Annotated in this window: 15 protein-coding genes; 3 read left to right on the forward strand and 12 right to left on the reverse strand. The window is 38.7% G+C overall.

Annotation, left to right across the window (positions count from 1 at the left end; all coding sequences use genetic code 11):
• Positions 1-18: 18 nt before the first annotated feature.
• The 8 genes from CLI64_RS06980 to hemE all read right to left on the reverse strand — a co-directional run bounded on the left by CLI64_RS06980 (position 19) and on the right by hemE (position 15,318).
• Positions 19-1,419: an AAA-like domain-containing protein gene (locus CLI64_RS06980; RefSeq protein ID WP_103136528.1), complete on the reverse strand. Its 1,401-nt coding sequence runs from the start codon at positions 1,417-1,419 to the stop codon at positions 19-21.
• Between the two features lie 33 nt (positions 1,420-1,452).
• On the reverse strand, positions 1,453-7,233 hold the full coding sequence (locus tag CLI64_RS06985; RefSeq protein WP_103136529.1) for an AAA family ATPase: 5,781 nt from the start codon (positions 7,231-7,233) through the stop codon (positions 1,453-1,455).
• Positions 7,234-7,418: 185 nt separating this feature from the next.
• Positions 7,419-8,423 (reverse strand): hypothetical protein, encoded by a 1,005-nt coding sequence (locus tag CLI64_RS06990; protein ID WP_103136530.1) that lies wholly within the window; start codon positions 8,421-8,423, stop codon positions 7,419-7,421.
• Between the two features lie 45 nt (positions 8,424-8,468).
• Positions 8,469-9,713 (reverse strand): amidohydrolase family protein, encoded by a 1,245-nt coding sequence (locus CLI64_RS06995; protein ID WP_225977525.1) that lies wholly within the window; start codon positions 9,711-9,713, stop codon positions 8,469-8,471.
• Positions 9,714-10,124: 411 nt separating this feature from the next.
• The gene (locus tag CLI64_RS07000; RefSeq protein ID WP_103136531.1) at positions 10,125-12,497 is read right to left on the reverse strand and encodes a TOMM precursor leader peptide-binding protein; all 2,373 of its coding nucleotides are present in this window, start codon (positions 12,495-12,497) and stop codon (positions 10,125-10,127) included.
• Between the two features lie 230 nt (positions 12,498-12,727).
• Complete coding sequence (locus CLI64_RS07005; protein WP_103136532.1) at positions 12,728-12,937, reverse strand: type II toxin-antitoxin system Phd/YefM family antitoxin; 210 nt, start codon at positions 12,935-12,937, stop codon at positions 12,728-12,730.
• A 212-nt stretch (positions 12,938-13,149) separates the two neighbouring features.
• Positions 13,150-14,106: an NAD(P)-dependent oxidoreductase gene (locus CLI64_RS07010; RefSeq protein WP_103136533.1), complete on the reverse strand. Its 957-nt coding sequence runs from the start codon at positions 14,104-14,106 to the stop codon at positions 13,150-13,152.
• A gap of 159 nt (positions 14,107-14,265) precedes the next feature.
• The gene (gene hemE / locus CLI64_RS07015; protein WP_103136534.1) at positions 14,266-15,318 is read right to left on the reverse strand and encodes a uroporphyrinogen decarboxylase; all 1,053 of its coding nucleotides are present in this window, start codon (positions 15,316-15,318) and stop codon (positions 14,266-14,268) included.
• A 213-nt stretch (positions 15,319-15,531) separates the two neighbouring features.
• Here hemE and CLI64_RS07020 point away from each other — a divergent pair, with 213 nt between their 5' ends.
• From CLI64_RS07020 to CLI64_RS07030, 3 genes are all read left to right on the forward strand, one after another.
• The gene (locus CLI64_RS07020; RefSeq protein ID WP_103136535.1) at positions 15,532-16,269 is read left to right on the forward strand and encodes a hypothetical protein; all 738 of its coding nucleotides are present in this window, start codon (positions 15,532-15,534) and stop codon (positions 16,267-16,269) included.
• Positions 16,270-16,305: 36 nt separating this feature from the next.
• Complete coding sequence (locus CLI64_RS07025; protein ID WP_103136536.1) at positions 16,306-18,372, forward strand: S9 family peptidase; 2,067 nt, start codon at positions 16,306-16,308, stop codon at positions 18,370-18,372.
• An 87-nt stretch (positions 18,373-18,459) separates the two neighbouring features.
• Positions 18,460-18,819 carry a DOPA 4,5-dioxygenase family protein gene (locus CLI64_RS07030; RefSeq protein WP_103136537.1) on the forward strand — a complete coding sequence of 120 codons (360 nt, stop codon included), beginning with the start codon at positions 18,460-18,462 and terminating at the stop codon, positions 18,817-18,819.
• A gap of 191 nt (positions 18,820-19,010) precedes the next feature.
• Here the strand turns inward: CLI64_RS07030 and folE are convergent, their stop codons facing one another.
• From folE to CLI64_RS07045, 4 genes are all read right to left on the reverse strand, one after another.
• Positions 19,011-19,661, reverse strand: a complete 651-nt coding sequence (gene folE, locus CLI64_RS07035) for a GTP cyclohydrolase I FolE (protein ID WP_103136538.1) — start codon at positions 19,659-19,661, stop codon at positions 19,011-19,013.
• Between the two features lie 98 nt (positions 19,662-19,759).
• Positions 19,760-20,833, reverse strand: a complete 1,074-nt coding sequence (locus CLI64_RS07040) for a GTP-binding protein (RefSeq protein ID WP_103136539.1) — start codon at positions 20,831-20,833, stop codon at positions 19,760-19,762.
• Positions 20,834-20,912: 79 nt separating this feature from the next.
• On the reverse strand, positions 20,913-21,077 hold the full coding sequence (locus tag CLI64_RS30680) for a hypothetical protein (RefSeq protein ID WP_157943211.1): 165 nt from the start codon (positions 21,075-21,077) through the stop codon (positions 20,913-20,915).
• Between the two features lie 218 nt (positions 21,078-21,295).
• Positions 21,296-22,783 carry a TM0106 family RecB-like putative nuclease gene (locus tag CLI64_RS07045; RefSeq protein ID WP_103136540.1) on the reverse strand — a complete coding sequence of 496 codons (1,488 nt, stop codon included), beginning with the start codon at positions 22,781-22,783 and terminating at the stop codon, positions 21,296-21,298.
• Positions 22,784-22,912 lie beyond the last annotated feature (129 nt).

The following is a 22,912-nucleotide window of genomic DNA, read 5'->3' on the forward strand; positions in this document are numbered from 1 at the left end:
AGGAAGGGAACAGGGAACCTAATTTAAATTCATTTGAGTCCGCAAAATCTCATTGAAATAATTACGATATAGTTGACAACGAGGTTCTACTTCGTTGCCGACTAGCTTGATTAAACCCATACTCTGTAACTGATAAGCGGATAATGCTTCTAATTGCACTGGTTTACTGGATGCAATTACTGTTTGGAATGCTGCCAAAAGTTTTGGTTCTTGTTGCAAACTCAACCAATATTCTCTGAGGTGATGGCGATAGATACCTGCATCTGTTGTAGCTTCAATTAATAATTTTTCTAGGGTAATGTTGGGATAACTAATCAGGTGAGAAAATGCCTGTTGTAAAAGATAAGGATGACCACCCACTAATTGCATTAATGGTTCTACAAAAGTAACACCTTTGGCTAATCCATATTGGGCAGCAAATACTTGCACTTCTTCTTTAGTTAATTCTGGTAATTCAATGGGTAAGCCAACATTAAAAGGTGATTGATTAATATTGAGGCGGATATAAACATCGGTGGCGTGAGCGATGATTAAACGCAGTTTTTTCCAGTTTTGACGACTTCTAGCTTTCTCATACCAAGAACGTAATAATCCGAAAAAGTCTTCGTAAACTTCAGGATAGGGGAAAAGTACATCGACATCATCTAGACATAAAACTAGAGGACTATCAGCATCAGTGAGCAGATATTCTTCTAAATAAGTCGTGCAACTGACTTTAGCACCAATACCTTCTTCATCCCAATATTCATCTATGTGATTAGGTAAGCGTAGTTCTCGACTGAGATTAAGACAAAACCAACGTAGAAATTTATTCAGGTTGGTAAAGTGAGTTTTGCGATCTGCCATCTCCAAACTAAAGCTAACTGTGCGATAACCTTGCTGTGCTGCTTTCATTAATAATCGCTCTAGTAAGGAAGTCTTACCCATAAGTTTGGGTGCTTTGATTCGCATTAGAGAACCTGGTTGCAGCAGAGTTTCATAACATAGTGATTCTAGGGGAGAACGACTTACATAAAATTCTTGACCTGAGACTAAATAGGGAGGAGCAACAGTTTCTAGTAAGTTGCTATTATGATTTTGACTGTTAGCGGTGCTGGTTTCTGGAACAGATAAGTAATCTGTTGTCATCAACTGTTGATCCCAGTATTTTTGCTCCCAGGTACGTTTCAATGCTTCCTTAAAATTACTCTTTCTGACTTTTTCTCCCAAAGAATCTGTTAATAATTTCCATAACTTGGGGGCAACATCTTGACTAATATAGCTGGTAGAATACTGATGTTGAGCGGCAATTTGATCATACTCTTCTCTTGCCCACGAACCTTTGAGGACAATGATTTCGACATCGCTTAACTTTCTCGAAAACTTTGTAAACACTGCTTGATTAGCGATGTTAATTGCTGCGTCCAAGTTAAAAGTCATGACAATTGTTAGTCCAACAGCTGCTATATTCTATTATCTATAAAATTCAATCCAACGACTGTTAAAAATTAATTCGTAAATCCGGTTGTGGACTTTTAAAGCACCTTGTTCCTTAATTACCAAGCCGGATAAAAGCAGTTCTCGTTCGTCTAGACTATCCACAGAATTGACCTGTCCTAATTCTAGGATCTGCTGATATAGGTCTAGCATTTTAGTGGGTTGACGATCGCCTTTGAGGATGCGATCGCGTATAGTTTTTAAATGTTCTGGTTCGTCTTGGGCTTCCCAATCTGCGATAATATTGCTATGAACTAGGTTTTCTACCCATGCTTTTTCGGTTTTCGCAGGGATAGAAGACGCAGCAGTGCGGATCATTTGGCAAATTTTTTGAGTTAAAAATGGCTGGCCATTAGTCCAGAATAAAACTTCTTTCAGCACTGCTTGGGGGTTAGTCACCTTGTCAGTCAATCCTAGCAAAAGGGGTTGCGCTTCGTCCATTTGAAAGCCACGCAGTTGAATCGCTTGACCAATATTAAAAGGAGTTTTGCGATAGTCGGTGATTAAATCACCAGGTGTAGCCACTCCAAATAAACCGAAACACAATCGTTGATACTCTGGGTTGATATTGCGTTGATTATAGCAGGAGCGAATCAGGGCAAAAAAGTCATTGACAGAAAAATCTAAACCCAACACACAATCAATTTCATCGAAGAAGATAATAATTTGCGGTGGTACATCACTATCTGGTAATGTCACTTCCCGTAACAAAACTTCTTCAAAGAACAGACTCAATCGCTGTACAGGAGAAATATCTAGTTTATCTTGCCACCAGGCTTTTAAATTCACCTTCCCTAGTAAATCAAAACTTTGCCAAAGTTCCACAGCCAGACCTTTGTACCACTGATCTGGGGTAATATTTTCATTGCCAATGCGAGTCATATCAATGGCTACGCAAGCGATACCCTCTTGTTGTAAATGGTGCATCATCCGCACCATGAGGCTAGATTTACCCATTTGTCTGGTGTTGAGGGTATAACAAAACTCGCCACTTTTTAAAGCTTTGTAGAGATAACGATCAGCCGATCGCACTACATAAGTAGGCGCATCAATTGGTAAACTACCACCTACTTGATAATCATAATCGGAGGTTGATTCACCACTTTTGAGCAGAGCATTTTCAAATTCCAATTTGGCTTGAGTGGCTTTGAGAATTTCTAGAGTTTGTGTAAGTTCTTGGGTACGTTCTTGTACTTTTTCTTCGAGTGTGGCATAGAGGCGGGAATTTTCAATGGAGATGGCAGCTTGGCTAGAAAGAATATTTAAGATTTGGACACGATCTGATGTGAATGCTCCAGTGACTAAATTATTTTCTAAATAGACAATACCGCTTAATTTGCCTTGGGTGAGGAGAGGTGTACAGAGAATAGATTTAGGCTGAGTGGTGATAATGTAGGCATCACGGGTAAATTGTCCGTCTTGAGTAGCATCATCCAGCACTACATTTTCTTGGGTGTGGGCGACGTAGTTGATGATAGCAGATGATATTAGGGGTTTTTGTGTGGATTTATCTAGTGAATCTACTGCTATGGATTGTATTTTAATGTCAGTTGTGGTGGCGATCGCTTCTATCACCCACTGTTCTTGAGAATACAGCAACAAAAAGCCTCTTTGCGCCCCTGCATTCTCAATCATCATTTTCATTAACTTCGCCAACAATTTATCAAGAATAATTTCTTCAGCTAAAGCTTGAGAGGCTTTAATAACTGTGGTTAAATCAAGTATTTCTCCATCACTTCCAGTTGTCGAGATAGTGGGGCTAAAGCTTTTAGTTATTCCTTGGTTTGTATTTATAGTAAGATACTGGGGGTATTCTGTTTCTAATTGTTTTACTTTGGCTCTAGCTCCCCAAAGAGTGCAACAATGGTGTGAATTTTTTAAATATAACTGACCGATTTCTTCCCTACCAATAGCCAGATAAAATTCTGCGGCTTTTTCATAAGCCAGTGCTTCTTCATGAAGAAATTCATATTTTTTTGCACCTTTTATAGCTTGTTGATAAAGTTCTTCCGCTTGCCAATTTTTTCCTAAAAAACGAGCTTTTTCGGCAGCGACTAAATCATATTTGTGTTGAAAATTTTCTGGGCAATGACTAGCCCATAATTTCATACTGTCCTGATTTTTATTTACTTGCTTGAGTAATTCTTTGTGCTGCTCATCGTTACTTTGATGACAATGGGCAATAAATGCAAGAGAAGAATAAAAATTATATTGAGGACTAACTAAAAAACCACTACAATCTTTTAGATATTTCTGACATTGGATAGCATTTTCAACAGCTTGCGTATAATTTTTAAATAAATAGAATAGATAATTCTTGCCGAAATAGTAAATAAATAATAGCCAGTTATTATGCTCATCTCGATATTTTTGGATAGCTTGGGCTTCTAGTATTTGAGAATTACCAATTAATAAGCTATCATAGTTATCTTCAGTGATTATATTTGTGACAATATTTTGGCAAATCTCTATGTAATTTTTAGAATATTCTTGATTGAATTTATCAATTAATTTATGATATTTTGCATAATCTATCTCTAACTGTTGCAGATTACATCCTCCAAAAAATCTGATGAGGCAATAGTCCATAGAAATATAGCAAACATATTCATTATTGCCTGTATCTATACCTTGTTTAATAGTATTTAATAATTGTTGTTGTGCTGCTTGTTTATTTATCAGTTCTTTCCAGTGCCAGATAAAAGCATAATATGAGTGCATCACTAAACACTCTGAACGGCGACTAATGGATTTCTCTAATAATTTGAGAGCCATCTTACCAAACTTATATCCAGAATCAATATCATTGATTAATCCACACAGTAGCATTCCATAGGAACTATAAATACCAGGAGCCTGGGAAGGATTATTATATTTAATACAAATATTCAGCTGAATTAAAACAATTTCAACAAATAAGGCAAAATTTGTTGTCCATGTTGCACTCATCATAGTTTGCAAGATTAATATAACCCCTATTTGATAAGGGTCGTCCATCATAGGTAAATCAGCCAAGTCTTCAATAGACCTTTCTTTTAAAATACTCCTGATGCTTTGTTGTTCCTCTTTAATCCTATTTTCTACTTTGAAATTTTTAATAACATGGTTAGATATTTTAATGTTTAATTGCCGTAATACTTCTAAGGCAACATCAATAGCTTTGTGGAGTTGAAACTGAGCAAAATAAGATAAAATTTTTAATTCGTATACTTTGATTTTATCCAATAAATCCTGAGATGATTGCTCAACAATTTTAGATAGGAAATCTATTTGATCAAATTTACTATTTAAGTAGAGAGCTTCTAAAGTCTCTACATGAAGTTCCAAAGTGAATTGATAATTATATTGCCAACTATCTGATGCCAGTAGTTTTAATCCAGTTTCTAAATACCTCAAAGCTGTATCATAAGCTGTTGATGCTTTTGCTCTCTTAGCAGCCTGCATATTTAATCTAGCTAACTCGTCTTTTTCTGATTTTTCAACAATCAGTTGAGAACCTTCATTAATTTGGTTAACAATATCAAATATTTTCTCTTCTAATTTTTCTTCTGGACTGCTTTTAATTAATAAGCGACCTACTTGTAAATGCACTGATTTTTTTTGCTCATGGGGAATTAAGCAATAAGCTGCTTGTTGTACTCGGTCGTGTAAGAATTTATAGAGAATATTTTTGGATAATTTAGGTTGTAAATCACCAGATACTTCCGAAACACTAATCATTGATTGTTCATAATTCCAAATTAGTGTAATTTTGTATTCATCATTGAGGGGAACAATTAATCCGGCTTGGATTGCTGGCTGTAATTTTGTAGCTGTAAATGTTGGAGAATTTTTATTAACTAATGAGAGAACCTCTAAATCAAATATATTACCGACACAAGCAGCTAGCTTCAGAACATCTTGAGTTTCCGGTGGGAGGTTTTTAATTTTCCCCACCATTAATTCCACTACATTATCAGTAATACCAACTCGTTTTATTTGTTCAATATCCCACTGCCAGCATCCCTGAAACTTGTTAAACAATAAAAGCTTATCTCTATATAGAGATTGAAGTAATTGATTTAAAAAAAATGGATTGCCACTAGTTTTATTAGCAATTAACTCTACTAAAGAAGCTGCTTCTTCTGTGGAACATCCCAGAGTATGAGAAATTAATTGATTGATGTGTTCAATCTTTAGGGATTGAAGACTGATATAACTTGTTTTTGCTTTTGCATGATTAATTTGCTCCAGGGTAATCATTAAAGGATGTGTAGGACTTACTTCATTATCCCTATAAGCTCCTATGATTAGTAAATATTGACTTTCTGGATCTGTTACCAGTAACTCAATTAACTTAAGAGATGGTAAATCCGCCCATTGTAAATCATCTAAAAATATCACTAAGGGGTGTTCTTGTGTGCTAAAAACACGAATAAATTTTTGAAAAAATAATTTAAATCTATTTTGAGCTTCTGTTCCTCCTAATTGCTCAATAGCAGGTTGTTTACCAATTACCTGTTCTAGCTGAGGAATCACATCAATGATGATCTGAGCATTCGGTTCTAAGCTTGCTAAGATTTGCTCTGTCCAAATTTTTAACCTAGCTTCGGATTCACATAATAGTTGACGAATTAAATCCTGAAATGCCTGTGTAATTGCTGCATAAGGAATATCTCGCTTTAACTGATCGAATTTACCTGTAATAAAGTATCCTCGCTTGCTAGTAATAGGCTTGTGGATTTCATTAACTAAAGCAGATTTACCAATACCTGAATAGCCAGAAAGCAGTATCATTTCAGTATTACCTTGGCAAACTCGCTCAAAGGTTGTTAATAACTGGATGATTTCTTGTTCTCGTCCGTAGAGTTTTTGAGGAATATGAAACTTATCTGATACGTCTTGACTACCTAAAGGAAAGTCATAAATTTTTCCCTGAGTTTTGAGTTGGTGAAGACAGTTTTTTAAATCCGCTTTAATTCCCAACGCACTTTGATATCGTTCCTCTGGAGTTTTCGCTAATAATTTCATGACAATATTAGCTACTGTTAAAGGAATCGTGGAATTTATTTCATCAGGTCGCTTGGGATATTGTGCTATGTGAGCATGAACTAATTCTATTGGGTCATTAGTTGCAAAAGGAAGTTGATTAGTTAACAGTTCATAGAAAGTGACACCTGTAGCATAAAAATCACTTCGGTAATCTATACCTCGGTTCATTCTACCGGTTTGCTCTGGGGCAATATAAGCTAAGGTTCCTTCTAATTGATTAATACTGCAAATTTGACGATTTTCTTGAGGGAGACTAGTGGAAATGCCAAAATCAATGATTTTTAGTTGTCCTGTTTTCTGGTTATAAACTATATTGAATGGGTTAATATCTTTATGAATAATATTAGCTGCATGAATAGCTGCTAAACTCTCGGTAATTTTAATAGCAATGCTCAAAAATTTTTCTAAATTCAACCTTTGTTTTGATATGAGAATTTTTAATGATTCTCCTCCAAAATCTTCTAATAGCATTACTAAACTATTTTTATATCTTCGCAAATCATAAGCTTTAATAATACTTTCTTGGTTGATAGAACGAGTAATTTCATACTCTTGTTTATATCTGCTTAGTTCGGAGGGAGTCGGATAATCTTCCTTCAGAACTTTAAGAATAATAGGTCGATTTTCCAGTTTAATGATACCTCGATAGATTAATGAGGAAGCACTTTCATATATTTGTTCATTAATCTGGTATTCATTTTGCAGTATATCTTGATAATCAGGCATATTACGTTTAATTAATTACAATGGAATACAAGCATATTTTATGTTTATTTCTTACATAAAATATCTCTGAACCTAGAATAAAAAAGCAAGCGGATTGCCGAATTTACACAACCCACTTGTATATTACTGTATACTAATTACAGGATTAATCACAATCACCCTAAAGCAATATTGACTAAGGTAAATTAAGTAGTGCTGAGGGGAATATACGGATAGGGAGAAGCCACAAATTTTAGTTTTTTCTGCTGCCAGTCTTCAGTCTCTATCCTCTGATCTTTATCTTTGTATCTTTCAGGATAAAATGGCAGTTCGATGTGACTTTTTCTTGTCCCATTTTGGGCTGTTTCTTGCGCTCCAGACCATCTTTGAATATCTTCTTGTTTCAGGCTAAATTCAGAAGGTCTAGGAGGATAGCCTAGAGTCACTTTTGTGTAGGGGGGTCTAGCTGGATAACCAGTTTGGGAAAGGTCTACTCTACTAGCATAAAAAGTATCCCATGATACATCTAAAGCATATTCCCAAATTGTTTCATAGGTGCTTAAAATAGACCTCCAAAGTTGTTTCCATTGATTTCCGTCTTGATAGTATACCTGCCCACTTAATAGGAGAGATAACGATATTGAACCATAACTTACATATTCAGGATGAATTAAATATTCATCTTTTTTGTCTGAGTCAATGATCTTTTTACGTAATTGCTGGGATTTTATAGGCGTTAACTTCAAGTTTCCTGTATGATTTTCCAGCCAATAGGTATCAGGGATGATATTGTAAGAATTAAATATTTCTCTGACTAACTCTATTTGTGTTTTTTGTGCAGAGGTTTGAATTGTTTGGTCGTCTAGCCATGTACATGACATAATCTGAGAAAGTTGACGACATTGTAATAAAAACCTAACTGCGGAATATCTTGGATCATCAGTAGTGACAAATTCTTGGTCAACTTCTGTTCCTGCTGTGGGTAAATTATTCTCGTCAATTTGATAGTAGGCAATGAGGTCTTTTTTAGAACCATAGACTAATTTCTTTTTTGTACTACCGAATTCTTCTGCGATCGCCAGTATTTGAAACAATGTTTCTTCTGGATCTAAAGATTCATTTTTCCTGACACTGACTGGATGATGTGATACAGGAGAATTGGGAAACAAATTTTTCAAATTCTCCAAATGTTCTCGTGTAAATGTGTGCATTTTTATTTTCCTTGACAAATAGCCAGATAATTCAATCAGAAAGCATTAGTGTAAACTGTAAAAATGGAGAGGGTTATCCCAAAGAATCTTGTGGATTGTTTCTTGAGGTAACTGATTTTCCAGTTCTAGAAGCCGATTTACAATGTCCGGCTGATGATCCATATGGGGATAATCAGAGCCGAAGAAAAAGTTACCTGCTCCAATGTACTCGATAATTTCTAATAAGCAAGGTTCAGAAGGTTCAATGGCAATAAAACATTGGCGGCGAAAGTATTCTGAAGGCGGCATTTTGATGTGATCTTTCACTTCAAAATATAAATTTTTGTATTCTTCATCTAGTCGCCAAAGCCAATAAGGAAGCCAGCCACAACCAGACTCTAAAAAACCAAATTTTAATTGTGGATGACGTTCTAAAACTCCGCCTTCAATTAACGCTAATAAAGCCATCATCTGTTCCATTGGATGGGAACAAGCGTGCATAGCAAAACGAGTATGAAATCTATCTGCACCTGTAGTTGGTAAACGGCTATGAGTTCCTTCATGAATTCCCACCGCAATATTTAATTCTTCGCAGGCTGTCCAAAATGGTTCATAGCTGCGATCGCTGAGTATTCTACCTTTGACGGGGTTGGGACGTAAACAGATGGCTTTCCAGCCAAATTCAGCAATGCGGTGTAATTCTGACACCATTTTTTCTGGTGCATGAAGATTAATTGCTCCGACTCCTTTTAATTTGTCTGGAGCATAACTACAAAATTCTTCATATAGCCATGTATTGTAGGCTTGGGTAAAAGCTCCTACAACCTCTGGAGACATACTATCAATCGCAAATAGCCATAGTCCGTAAGTGGGATAAATAAAGGCGATATCAATCCCCATTTGTGTCATTGCTTGCAGGTGAGATTCGGCATCATAGCGGTGAAAATAGGCTTGGGGGTGAGCTTGCATCATTTGGCGATCGCCTACTGTTCTCACTTGTTGCGATATCTTATTTACTATGTCTTCTCCTTGAATTTTCATGTCTAGCGAGGGTGCATAGTGCCTAAATTCAGGTGCAAGGTATTTTCCCCACATCTGCGGCGGTTCAATTACATGGGAATCAGCATCAATAATCTTGTATCCATGCAGCATATTATTTGGGGAATGGGGAATGGGGAATGGGGAATTGGGAATTTTACGCAGTTTAAAATCAGCCCAATAGGTGTCTTGACTTTTCACGGGATCTGGAAAACCCCTCTCCCAACCTCTCACGCCAGTTGCTACAAGTCGGGCATTGCCTGCACAACGCACTGGCTCCCCTATAAGGCTACGGTGTACACACAAGTCTTATAACCTTGTCCCACATTGTTTTGATCCCCCTAAATCCCCCTTAAAAAGGGGGACTTTGATTTTAGTTCCCCCCTTTTTAAGGGGGGTTAGGGGGGATCAAGCCACATTCTGCACTCAGCAAAAAGATGTGTGTACACGGTAGCCTACCAGGAGAGAGGCTTTAGTTTTCCCCCTTCCCTCGTAGGGAAGGGGGTTAGGGGGTTAGGTTTCACGTTAGCTTTTCCACATAACGTGAAAAGTCAGAATGGGTGTACTATCAAATTAGGATAGCCAGCATTGTTTCTAGGAAATCCCTGTAATATCTAGCTTTCTTAATTTTGTAGGCGCAAGCCTTCCCGTAGGGTATTTTAAATTTTGAATTTTGAATTGATATTACATCCACATGGGATAGGGATTGAGTTGTGCTTCTGTAAGCGGCTGTTGTAACCAACCCATTTTCACGGGGACATCATAAAGTCTGCCTGCACCTAAGCGTTTCCACATATGGCGCATTCCTGGTACAATCACTTTAGCGACATTGAGGCCAATATCAGGGCGAGTCTGATCTAGAACGAGCATTTCTAAACCATGCTGTTCCACAATTTTTTGACATAGCCTGACATCTTCAAGAAGATCATCGCTGGCTAGTTGGGGATAATCTGCATAGACTTTGGGAACACTTTGAGCGTCGGGAAGTAGATAAGGTTGATTGGAGATATTTGCAGATTTCCACCATTCCACAGCAAGGCGATCGCTAGATGGGGGATACTGGGTACTACCATCCGCGTTAGTCACTAATACATTCGGCAGAATTTGGTTCACTTCTGTTAAAGCTCGGCTAATGGCTAGCTTGGCATCAAAGTGAACGCCGTAACCTAAGATAATATCCTCTACATCTCTATCCGTTCTGCGACTAATGGCCGCAAAAGCCGGAATGTTGAGATCACTAGTAATATCTATTACCCACAATTGTCTGTCAAGAGTTTGATAATATTTGTTCAAAGTTTGAAAATAAGGTTCATTAAAACTATTTAAATCTACTTGATGTTTTGGCAGCCGATTATACCACCACAACGCTACACAATCCCTTTCTACGAGTTCCATAAACCCCTGGAGAATGGCTTCTTCGAGGGTATTACCTGCGGCGCAGCCGTTGGAGTCTGCCCAACAATCCCTCTCTCCTGACTGGGGATAGCCATAATAACAGTAGGCAGTAGGCAGATATTTAAATTCCTGATGAGTTAAAGACCAAACTGGTGTCCAGTCAATTTCTCTGGTGGTATCAAAAGGTGCAGGAACTTTTTGAAACCAACCTTGACAATCAACATTCCATTGTTCTCGGTGCTGATATTGAGTAGGGCTAAAATTCATACAATCATTGGGGTGAATTGCTTTGTCGCCCAACTGTTCATAACTGCTTTTGAGTCTGATTTCATCTCCCTGAAACACCCCAGAATACCTTTCAATCGCTTCACAAAAACCACTAGCTTGGGCTTGGGTATCGGTTCTACCTTTACCGGCACTTCTACCGCCGATATTTTGGCGTAAACTACCTAAATCATCAAAAAGGCTTTGAAAGTGATGCTTGGCTATGTATGTGTGAGTTAAGCCATTCCCTGGGATTTTGCTGAGTTCTCGAACAATACCTGTGATGGGGCTAATATGATGGGCGTATTTCTTTAAAGTTTCCTGTGGTGAACAAGAACGATGTCCGCCATCTGCGGTAAAAGTCTTCTGACGAGATTCTAAAACAATTGGCGAGGGCTGGTGATTTGGTTCACCGCAACTATGACATTGGGGACGCTGTATCACGGTATGGTTTTGGGTTTGGAGAGTCAAGGTGTCATAGGTGATAAGACTTTGATGCAAGGCAGGGGGGCAGGGAGCAGGGAGTAGGGGGGATTTGGTTGGAACTGAACTTTGTCCCGTTATGCTCGTACCATTGATGGTTGACTTTTCTCCCTTGCTCCCTGCTTCTTCATTTCCGCCTTGAATAATCCATTTGAAAACCTCTGTCGCTATCATTCCGAGTGCGGTTTGCACTGTAGCATTGAGGAATCCTAGAGGTGGGGATAGGGAAATCTGTTTATGTCTTTGAAGGTAACTAGCGACTGGGCGATTATTTCTTAGACGGTTAGCGAGACATTCCCAACAAGCTGTTTTTTGGGGGTGAAATATCGGCCCTATCCAAACTATCGTTCCCAGAGGATTAGCTAGTAGCCACGGAGATGAGGCTTGTTGATTAAATGCTGCTAGTTGGGGGTGGAGGTAGTCGTCAGTCAACACGACGGTGATATCTCCGGTTTCTGCGACTGGGATATCTAGGGATTTGAGGAGAGAAATTAATTCATCGGTGGGAAGAGAACCAAATGCTTGAACTGCAACTGTAGTTGATTGCAACCTTTGAGCAGCTACGATGGGGGGAATATGGAGATGATGACAGAAAATGGCTAAAGGCGATCGCTCGGATTCATCTTCTAGATAACCCCGTTGTTCCATGTGGAATAGGGCGTATTGGGCTTTGATGCTGATGTTGAGAACATTCTGAAAAAATTCTGAATTTTCTGGGTTGGTGGGTAGTAGTTCTAGCTGAATGATATCAATGATTTCGTCAACGCTATACTTACCTTCTTTGATGAGAGAAGCAAGAAGAAATGAGAGGCGATCGCTCAAGCAAATGGATTCTCTCTCAGATATGATAAATACTTGGTCTGGTTCTATAGTTTCAACGGTATAGCAGGACTTGAATTTTGGTTGATTAATCATGTTTTGTCAGCCAAATCTGGATATAACTGACATATGTTAACTAACAAGCAATTGCCCCAATAAGTAGAACAGGGTAAATATTTGTAGTTCTGATTAGGCAGGGGGCAAGGGGGCAGGGAGCAGGGGGAAAGAGGATTTTAGCCTAGTTTACATTTCTTAAGATAGTTAGGTTTTTTCTCACCGACTTACTTATAAAATTAATTTTTATTAATTAAAGTTTTAGCGACCTGCTACCAACTGATATTAACTAAATCATCAGGATTGCCCTGGATGACATTTGGTTTAACAGTAAGATTTTTAAGTTTATCTATTTTTTCTACAGGGATTATTTTTAATAATTTGCCATTTTTATTAATTTCTAATGGCATACCGGTTTCTAGTACCTCATCTAATAGATGCTCAATATTATTCATTAATTCTGTTAATGTTACCTTTTTCATTACTTGCCTTCAAGATTTACATTGTTTCATCAGTTCTAGGGTAACAGAGAGTGAATTCGATAACCTCTCCCCAAACCCCTCTCTCTTGAAAAATATACGAAAAATCAAGGTTTTGAAGCCTCTCTCCTTGTAGGGGAGAGGTTTGGAGAGGGGTTTTTAAAATTCATCGAATTCACGTTAACAAAAATTTTGGCTTTACCCATAAGCATAGGTTAATTTGAAATAGCTTTAACACCGCTAATCTTTAATACATCACTCATAGTTGCACAGTAATTAGGTAACTCAAAACTACCAGGATTAATTACGGTGTCATAGGTGAAATGGCGATAGTTCATGCAGAATCTATCCCAAGCCGCCATTTGAATCCGAAAGACGGCGATAATTAAATTAGCTAAGGATAAAGATAGGGGAATGCGGAAGAAAATCTTTTTGCCAAAATAACTACAAAGTTCTTCTATGGCTTGGTCGGCGGTTAGCCTTTTTTGTCCTAAAACTAGCCTGCGTGGTTTATCGTTTTGGGGAGGATTGACAATTAAATATTTAACTACAGTTGCAATATCTTGACCGTGGATAAAGTGAAAACTACCATCAGCTTTGAAGAAACGAATTAAATTAATATATTTGGTAACTTCGGGAATTCCTGATGTTAAATGAGAATAGGGTTTTTTGGCATCACCACCTAAAACTAAAGTTGGGAAAACAGTAGTAATTTTCGGTGCAATCGCCAACTGTGATATCTTTTGTAAACACTCATATTTAGACCGGATATAATCTGTACCAATTTCTCCAGCTTCTTTGAGTGGTTGATTATGAGAGTCTAAAACACTGGCTGTAGAAAAATAAATAACTTGTTGACAACGTTCAGGATTTAATAGACTGAGTAATTCTAAAGTTTTAGATACATTAATATCAAAAGTTTGTTCACCACCCCAAGCCGTAGCTGTGAGAACAGCGACATCAATTGTAGGTAGTAAATCTGCTAATTGGCTAATATTTTGCATATCACCCTGCAAAACATGAATACCAGGGCGAACAGTGGTATCAACTTGTAATTTTTGGGGGTTTCTGACTAGTAAATATAATTCGTCTTCTGTTTGTTGAATTAATGTTTCACTTATATAGTGACCAATACAGCCACTAGCACCAGTTATTAAAATTCTTTTATTCATAAGAGAGAGGCAGGATAATTTTAGATTGTAAATTGAACAATCTAAAAATCGCAAATCCAAAATTAAATTTTATCGATAGAGTCAATAGTCTCTAATCCAAAGTCAATAGTTCCCAGAACAAAAACTAATGACTATCGACTAATGACTATTGACTAATGACTAAACCAACGCATTGAGTTGCTTGGCGGTTTCAAAGAAGAAAGCCACGTTTTCTTCTGGGGTGTCTGGGTGTACACCGTGACCGAGGTTGAGGATGTGACCCCAGTTACCGGCTTTGCGAACAGTGTCAATGATGCGATCGCGGATAAATTCTTTTGAGCCGTATAATACGCCAGGGTCAAGATTACCTTGCACTTTGACGTGTTTTCCTAATCTGGCTCGCGCATCGGCCATGTCTACTGTCCAGTCTACGGTGACGATATCCGCACCAGATTGTGCCATCCGTTCTAATACGCCTGCGCTACCACTGACTAACAAAATCAATGGGGTGTCTGGGTGAGTTTCCTTAACTTGCTGGAATACCCGCTTTTGGTAAGGTAGAGCAAAAATATCATAGTCTTGGGGGCTGAGATATCCTGCCCAAGAATCGAACATTTGCACTACTTGCGCGCCGGAGTCGATTTGATAACGGACGTAATCTGCGATCGCATCTGCTAATTTAGTTAGGAGTTGATGCAGCAAATCTGGCTGGGTGAAAGCCATGTTCTTGATGACGGAGTAGGTTTTAGAACCTTTACCCTCTACTGCATAAGCCGCTAAAGTCCACGGCGCACCCACAAAGCCCAATACCGTCGATTTGTTGCCTACTTCTTGACGTAATGCCTGCAAAATAGTTTTGATAAAAGGTAGAGCCGTTTCTGGTTCTAGTGGGTGCAGCGCGTCAATTTGTGCTTGAGTGCGAATGGGCGCATGAATAATGGGGCCTTTACCTTCCGCAATGTCCATGTCAATCCCCAAACCGGGTAAGGGAGTCACAATATCGGAAAATAAAATTACGCCGTCTGGTTGGAAAGCTCTCCAAGGTTGCAGGGAGACTTCAATCGCTACTTCAGGAATTTCGGAGCGTTCGCGAAATGAAGGATATTTCTCCCGTAAATCCCGATATGCTTTCATGTATCGTCCCGCTTGGCGCATCATCCACACAGGGGGACGATCTACAATTTCACCACGAGCAGCCCGCAAAAGATGAGGAGTCGTTGAAGCAAAACCCATTTAACACTTCATCCTAAGTCACTTTTTTATGTCAATGTTTAGCTTATCATTCTGAGATTACGCTTTCTCAAATAGAGGTAACAGCTCAACAGTAACAAGTGACACGCGAGATGCTCAAAGCCCTACGCCCCATGACCTATACCCATTTTCATACTTAGGTTACAAATGTTTTTATTGAGATTATTTTTTTTAAATTTCTTAACTTAAATTAATATGAAAACTAATTCTCATCATGCAACTAGTCAGAGTAAATCTCCAGCAGTGAGATTATTGATCCCCCGTTCCCAACGCCGGACATTTTTATTTCAGTTTACTTTGATGACGGTTTTGGGTTGGGTGGTGGGTGGTATTGTCAGTTTGGCGATTGAAAAAATTCTCTGGCAAGGTTTTCTGCCGTTTTTTGCCGAACAGCCACAAATATGGAGTTTTTGGGTAAAAATACTCGGTAATATTGTATTTGCACTAGTTTTCGCAGCCGATCAGGCCTTAGTGATGCGCCGTTACATCTCTGGTTGGCGGTGGATGTTGGCTACTAGTATCGGTTGGCTACTAGCCAATGCTGTCTCCACTGCTTGGATTAACTATATTGCTAATTTATTTAATCAACCATTGGCTGCTGATACCGCTTTCGCATTGGGTCTTTTGTCAACACTTCCATATATTTTATCTGGGGTTTGGTTGGGTTTATTGCAATGGTTAGTCCTGCGGAGTTACACATTTAAAAGTTGGTGGTGGAATTTTTTGCCCTCGATTTCCTTCTTCTGTATTAGTCTGGTAGTTTGGTTACTTTCTTTCATACAAAATTTAATTCCAGTACCCGTAATGTCTTGGATTGAACAAGGATTTACGGCTATGATCCTGGGAGTCATACCAGCTATTGGCTTGTGTACTTTAAAAAAACAACTACAACGTCAGACTGGAATCTCTAGTTTCCCCTCAAACTTGGGGTAGCTAGTTGGTTGATTTGGGATAAAAGGTTACAGAAGGATGACAAAAGACCGGGTGTTACAAACAAATATTCTGCCGCCTGTAGCTGAGAAACAGCTACAGGTTCTAGAATTACATGGCGATCGCCGCCTAGACAACTACTTTTGGCTGCGCGACATTGATAACCCCAAAGTAGTCCAATATTTGGAGGAAGAAAACGCCTACACTGACGCAATCATGCAGCATACAGCATCCTTGCAAACTCAACTTTATGAGGAAATGCTCTCACGCATTCAAGAAACTGATTTAACAGTACCCTACCGCAAAGACAATTATTACTATTATTCCCGCACCGAAGCCGGTAAAGCCTATCGTATTTATTGCCGGAAAAAAGATAGTTTAGATGCGCCAGAAGAGATACTTTTAGACGAAAATGAATTAGCAGAGGGACATGATTTTTTTGATTTAGGTATCTTTGATGTTAGCCCTGATCATCAAATCTTAGCCTACTCTTTTGATACCAGTGGCTCAGAAAGATATACACTTTACTTTCTGGATTTAAATACCCGTCAATTCTATCCGGAAACTATTGCTGATACTTATTTTTCTTTTTGTTGGGCTAATGACAACCGCACAGGTTTTTATACCAAAATTGATCATGCAAATCGTCCTTACCAATTATTTAGACATACCCTTGGCACTTCTCCAGAATCTGATGAATTAATTTATCACGAACCTGATGATGCTTACTCTCTATACGTTGGCAATACTCGCTCACAAGCTTATATTTTAATGAGTTTGCAAAGTAGTATCACCACAGAAATTCACTACTTAGATGCTAATCATCCCCACAATAGTTTTCAGATCATTTATCCCCGCCAAACAGGTATAGAATATTATATAGACCATCACAACGATGACTTTTACATCGTCACTAATGAAGCCGCCACTAATTTCAAATTAGTCAAAACTCCCATCACTGCACTATCAAAGGATAACTGGGAAACTATTATTCCTCACCGTGAAGATGTGTTACTTTCAGGAATTAGCCTGTTTACTGACCATTTAGTAATTTATGAACGCAAAGATGGGCTACAAGCTGCTAGGGTGAGAAACTTATCTACAGGTGATGAAGATAATATTGCTTTTCCTGAACCCACCTATGCGTTTTCAGAAGGTAGTAACCCAGAATTTAATACTAATATTTTGCGTTTTCATTATACTTCTTTAATTACGCCCCCATCGGTTTTTGATTACAATATGGCAACCAAGGAGCGAGAATTAAAGAAGCAAACCGAAGTGCTTGGCGGCTATGATCCTACTCAATATTGTAGTGAATGGTTAATGGCCACAGCCCCAGATGGTGTACAAGTTCCCATCTCCATAGTCTACAAAACAGGAACTAAAAAAGACGGCAAAAATCCTTTATTACTCACGGGTTACGGTTCCTATGGTTCTTCTTACCCTGCGTCTTTTTCTTCCACTAGATTAACATTGTTAGACAGAGGATTTGTCTTTGCGATCGCACACATTCGTGGTGGCGAAGAAATGGGGCGCGAATGGTATGAAAATGGCAAATTCTTACACAAGAAAAACACCTTCACCGATTTTATTGCCTGCGCCGAATATTTAATTAACGAGGGTTGGACAACAAACACAAATCTAGCGATTACAGGTGGTAGTGCAGGCGGTTTATTAATGGGTGCAGTCATTAATATGCGTCCTGATTTATTTCAGGTAGTTGTTGCTAATGTGCCATTTGTTGATGTAGTGACAACAATTTTAGATACATCTTTACCCCTCTCAGCCGCAGAATGGGAAGAATGGGGAAATCCCAACGACCCAATCTATTATGAATACATGAAATCCTACTCACCCTACGATAACGTCGAGGCTCAAACTTACCCCGATTTATTAATTACCGCCGGTTTAAATGATTCCCGCGTCAAATATTGGGAACCCGCCAAATGGACAGCCAAATTGCGAGAATTGAAAACCGACAATAATATTTTGTTGCTCAAAACTAACATGGATGCTGGACATAGCGGTGCTTCTGGACGCTACGAAAGTTTAAAAGAATTAGCCTTTGAGTATGCCTTTATTTTGGAACAATTAAAATTGGTTTAAATTAGGAATACGTCCAAAAATTTTAGATTTTAGATTTACCTAAAATCTAAAATTGAAATCATAAACACCTACTCAGCAAGAACAGTCATGAAAGAAAATAGTATCATCACTGGTTTTCATGCTCATATTTACTATCAACCCGAAACTCGCTCAGTTGCTGCCAAAATTAGGGAAGAATTAGGTGCTAGATTTGAAGTTCAGTTAGGCAGATGGCATGATCAACCAATTGGGCCACATCCTCAATCAATGTATCAAGTCGCCTTTTCCCAGAACCAATTTCCTCAAGTTGTACCTTGGTTAATGCTAAACAGTCAGGGGTTAGATATTCTCGTTCATCCTGAGACGGGTGATGATCTCACAGATCATACAGCACACGCTCTATGGTTAGGAAATAGACTGGAATTAAATATTAATTTCTTAGCGCGAATCAAGTCTAATGCTTCCTAATAGAGACGAAAATTTTCTCATCTCTATTAGCAACACCACAACTAGTTAGAGAACACCAAAAAATAAATTATCCCAAATAAATAGCTTAGTAGCTTAGTAGGGTGCGTCAGTATGAATAATCTGTTGGTATAGTTAGGTTTTCTCGCACTGACGCACCCTACAGTTTGGATATTTTTTTATCTGGAAGTCCCTTAATGAAAATTGGCGTTGTGTCGCACTAAATTCATAAATTCCTCGCGAGTACGTGCATCATCAGCAAATACACCCCGCATCGCACTGGTGACAGTCCAAGAACCTGGTTTTTGTACACCACGCATCACCATGCACATATGAGTGGCTTCGATGACTACAGCTACTCCTTGAGGTTTGAGTAAACCTTGGAGCGCATCAGCAATTTGCAAGGTGAGACGTTCTTGTACTTGCAAACGTCGCGCATACATTTCACAAATGCGCGCAATTTTTGATAACCCAATTACTTTACCATTAGGAATATATGCCACATGGGCGCGTCCAATAATTGGTAAAATATGGTGTTCACAAGAACTGAAAATATCGATATCCCGAATTAATACCATTTCATTGGCATCTTCTGTAAATACAGCTCCATTCAGGAGTTCATCTAGAGATTCATGATATCCTTTCGTCAGAAATTGCAAAGCTTTCACAACTCGTTTAGGAGTATCTAATAAACCTTCTCTATCAGGATTTTCTCCTAAACCAATTAACAAAGTACGTACAGCCTGCACCATCTCTGCTTCGGTGACAGTGGGAACATTTTTGGTAGCGATAGATGATACTACTTCAGCAGCAGAATTTGTATCGGGATGAATCGATAAAGTCATTTTCTTTGTTGAATTGGTAAAAGACTATGAATTAGTTAATAGTGAAGAATCTGTGACTCACTATTAACTAAAGTTGTTGATCACTTAACACATCTTTATCATATCAAACATTCGTTAAGCTGTGAGTGAATTTGATGAGAATCTAATTTTCTACCAATAAAAACTAATTGATTTTTAGGAACATCACGCCATTCATCTGCGTGCAGATTATAACGTTGTCCACTTAGTTGAAAAATATGGCGTAATTCACTATCACTAAACCACAGAATCCCTTTAGCACGAAACACATTTTGCGGCATTTCTTCTGCGAGGAAGTTTTCAAATTTATGCACATCAAAAGGTCTATCATATTGACAAGAGATAGATACAAATCCATCATTCTCTAAATGGTGAGAATGGTGTTCGTGGTGATGGTGATGATGGTGTTCATGATGATCATGCTCATGATGATCATGCTCATGATGATCATGTTCATGATGGTCATGATGTTCATCTCCTTCTAAATCATGACTAGTATATTCATCAGTGGGAGTTAAACCCACACCTAAAATTAAAGGTAAAGCCACCTCGCCATATTGAGTATGTAAAATCCTCGCCCCATGTTTCACATCATGAATATAGCTTTCCACTTCTTGCAGCTTTTCTGGGGTGATTAAATCTGTCTTATTGAGGAGAATAATATCTCCATAGGTGATTTGTTTTAAAGCCGCTTCACTTTCAAAATGTTCTCGATTAAATGTCTCGGCATCAACTACAGTCAAAATCGAATCTAGACTAGTTAAATCTCTTAATTCTGTCCCTAAAAAAGTTAAAATAATCGGTAATGGGTCAGCAACGCCCGTAGTTTCAATTACCATGTAATCAATGCGGTCTTCTCGCTCTAGCACACGATAAACAGCATCAACTAGACCATCATTAATAGTACAGCAGATACAGCCGTTGCTGAGTTCTACCATATCTTCATCAAGAGAAACTAGCAGTTGGCTATCAATGTTAATATCGCCAAACTCATTGACTAAAACAGCGACTTTTAAATCTTGTTTATTTTTCAGAATTTGATTGAGGAGGGTAGTTTTACCACTCCCTAAAAATCCCGTAATAATCGTAACAGGCATTCCCCGTTTAGGGATATCAGGAATGATGTCTTTAGTCGGTGCAGTGATAGTATTCATAGTGCAATTAGATTTTTGTAAATTACTCAATTTCGATTTATCTTCCCAAATTCTTGAATAAATCAGGAAGCTTGAGAAATTAAGGACAATCAAAGTCGTAGTAAAGTCCGGTTTCTGTAACTAGGCCAATTGCTACCTTAGTCCCTGGATATAGTTGCTGTACCGCGATCGCCATGATGTGGGCGCAGGTATGAAGGATGCTTGTAAGTTTGTCGCTATGGGACTGGGTGAGGGAACTGACCATAGATTTCAATTCAAAGTTCAAAGTTCAAAATACTCTGGGAATTGGGGGTAGTGTCGCGCCTACAAAATGCAAAGAGGACTAAAGTCCTCACTACAAATGGGTTTTGTTAAGGGTGTTGGAGATTGGTGGTCTAACAAAGAATGAGAATCGTTATCATGTTAACGCAAAAAAGGCGTTTTGGTTAAAAGATTTTGAGATATGGGAAATTTGGAGAGTAATTATGCTGGTTTTAAATGATACTGTTCTTCTAAGAAGTTAAATAGCCAGTCTTTGACGAGGTGGGTGGCGTGACAGTCGTCTTCATTGTAGCGGCTGATGATTTCCAGTAAAGTGCGATCGCCTGTCTCTAGCCATAGGTCATACCAGTAAATACACTTAGCACCACTAGCTTCAGGATTACGCCATTCAAATCCTAACCAACGAGCGATCGCTTTTAGGGCGTAACTTTCAATGGGTAATGTTACAGTCTCGGTGAGATATTCATAAATATCGACAAATCGATTTAAGACTGGCTGGACTAACTTATTGGGAGTACGGTATAACTTGGCCAGGCGTTTCACTGTATCTAATTCGTAGACGCAAAAATGATAAATCGGTGCATCGGGATATTGCCAGACTAATTCGAGAAATTGTTGCCAAATTAATTCTTCCTGGGCTGGTGTTTCCGCTAACAAAGAATAGAATTCCTTGGTATTGGTTTGTTTATTCACCACCAACACCCCTAAAAGATAATCTAAATTGATATCTGGTTGGGCTTCAATATCAAAGTACAGTTCTACCGGAGCATTAAGATCAACGTGGGGATGGGGAAAGGAAAATGGTAAAGTTAGGGGTATTTTTTCTAAAACTGATTGGGCTTGAATGACTAATTTTGTGGCGACTTTGGCATCAAAACCCGTAAGATTTTCCAAAAGGCTGGGACTGGTGTTAGCCAGAGAATCTAGAGTAGTGAGATTGAGGCTTTGAAGTTGGGTGTAGCGGATGGGTGTCACTCCTGGTAGGAGGGAGAGGTGCTGCTGAGATTGGGCGATCGCATGACATTGACTGTGCCACTGACAAAGATTACACTTTTGACGAGCAATAAAGATTTCTGGCTCAGTTTGGGACTCTAAAGCCTGGATGAACTCCTGCAAAATTTCCTGCATTTGCGGTGTCCATCGAGATAAATCTATGAAGTATTTTGTTTCCTTACTGCGTAGCATTAACCAAGCCGTTGACGGTGTGACCCCTTGGACTGTAGCTAACACCTGATTATGAAAAGCGGTGACAACCTGGTATTCCTGTTTGGGACGCTTACCCAATTCAATATTGACTGCTGTATACATCCACTCACCAAAGCATGATTCTCCTGGTTGCTTCACCAGTAAATCAGGAATACTGAGGAGAGTAGGATTTAAGGATTCTGACTCTGTGTCTACTAACTGACCGTAATTAGCTAACAGCACTCCTTGATAGATGTAATCAACCCCAAGCTGCATTAATTCTATAGTGGCCGCTTGTCCGGCTTCCCATTTTCCTCTAGGGTAACTGGGTTTTTGATAGGAAACCCGAGCCAAAATATTCAGCCGATGGGCGTTTTTGTCCTGTTGTAGTTTCAGCAACAACTCACTAGGCTGATCCCGTAGGCTTCTGTCGCCGTGAATATCTAAAACCGGACGACGTTTACAGCGTTGGTATTGCAGGAGGTGTTCAGCATTAATTAGCATTCACTCTAGTCACCTTTCATAAGAAATTAAAAGCCCCTACTTTAGTGTAGGGGATAGGGAGAAGAAGGCAGGGGGCAGGGGGCAGGGAGCAGGGGGAGACAAGGTAGAATTTATTTCTCAACTCATTAC

The sequence above is a fragment of the Nostoc sp. CENA543 genome (genome assembly GCF_002896875.1).
GTDB lineage: Bacteria > Cyanobacteriota > Cyanobacteriia > Cyanobacteriales > Nostocaceae > Trichormus.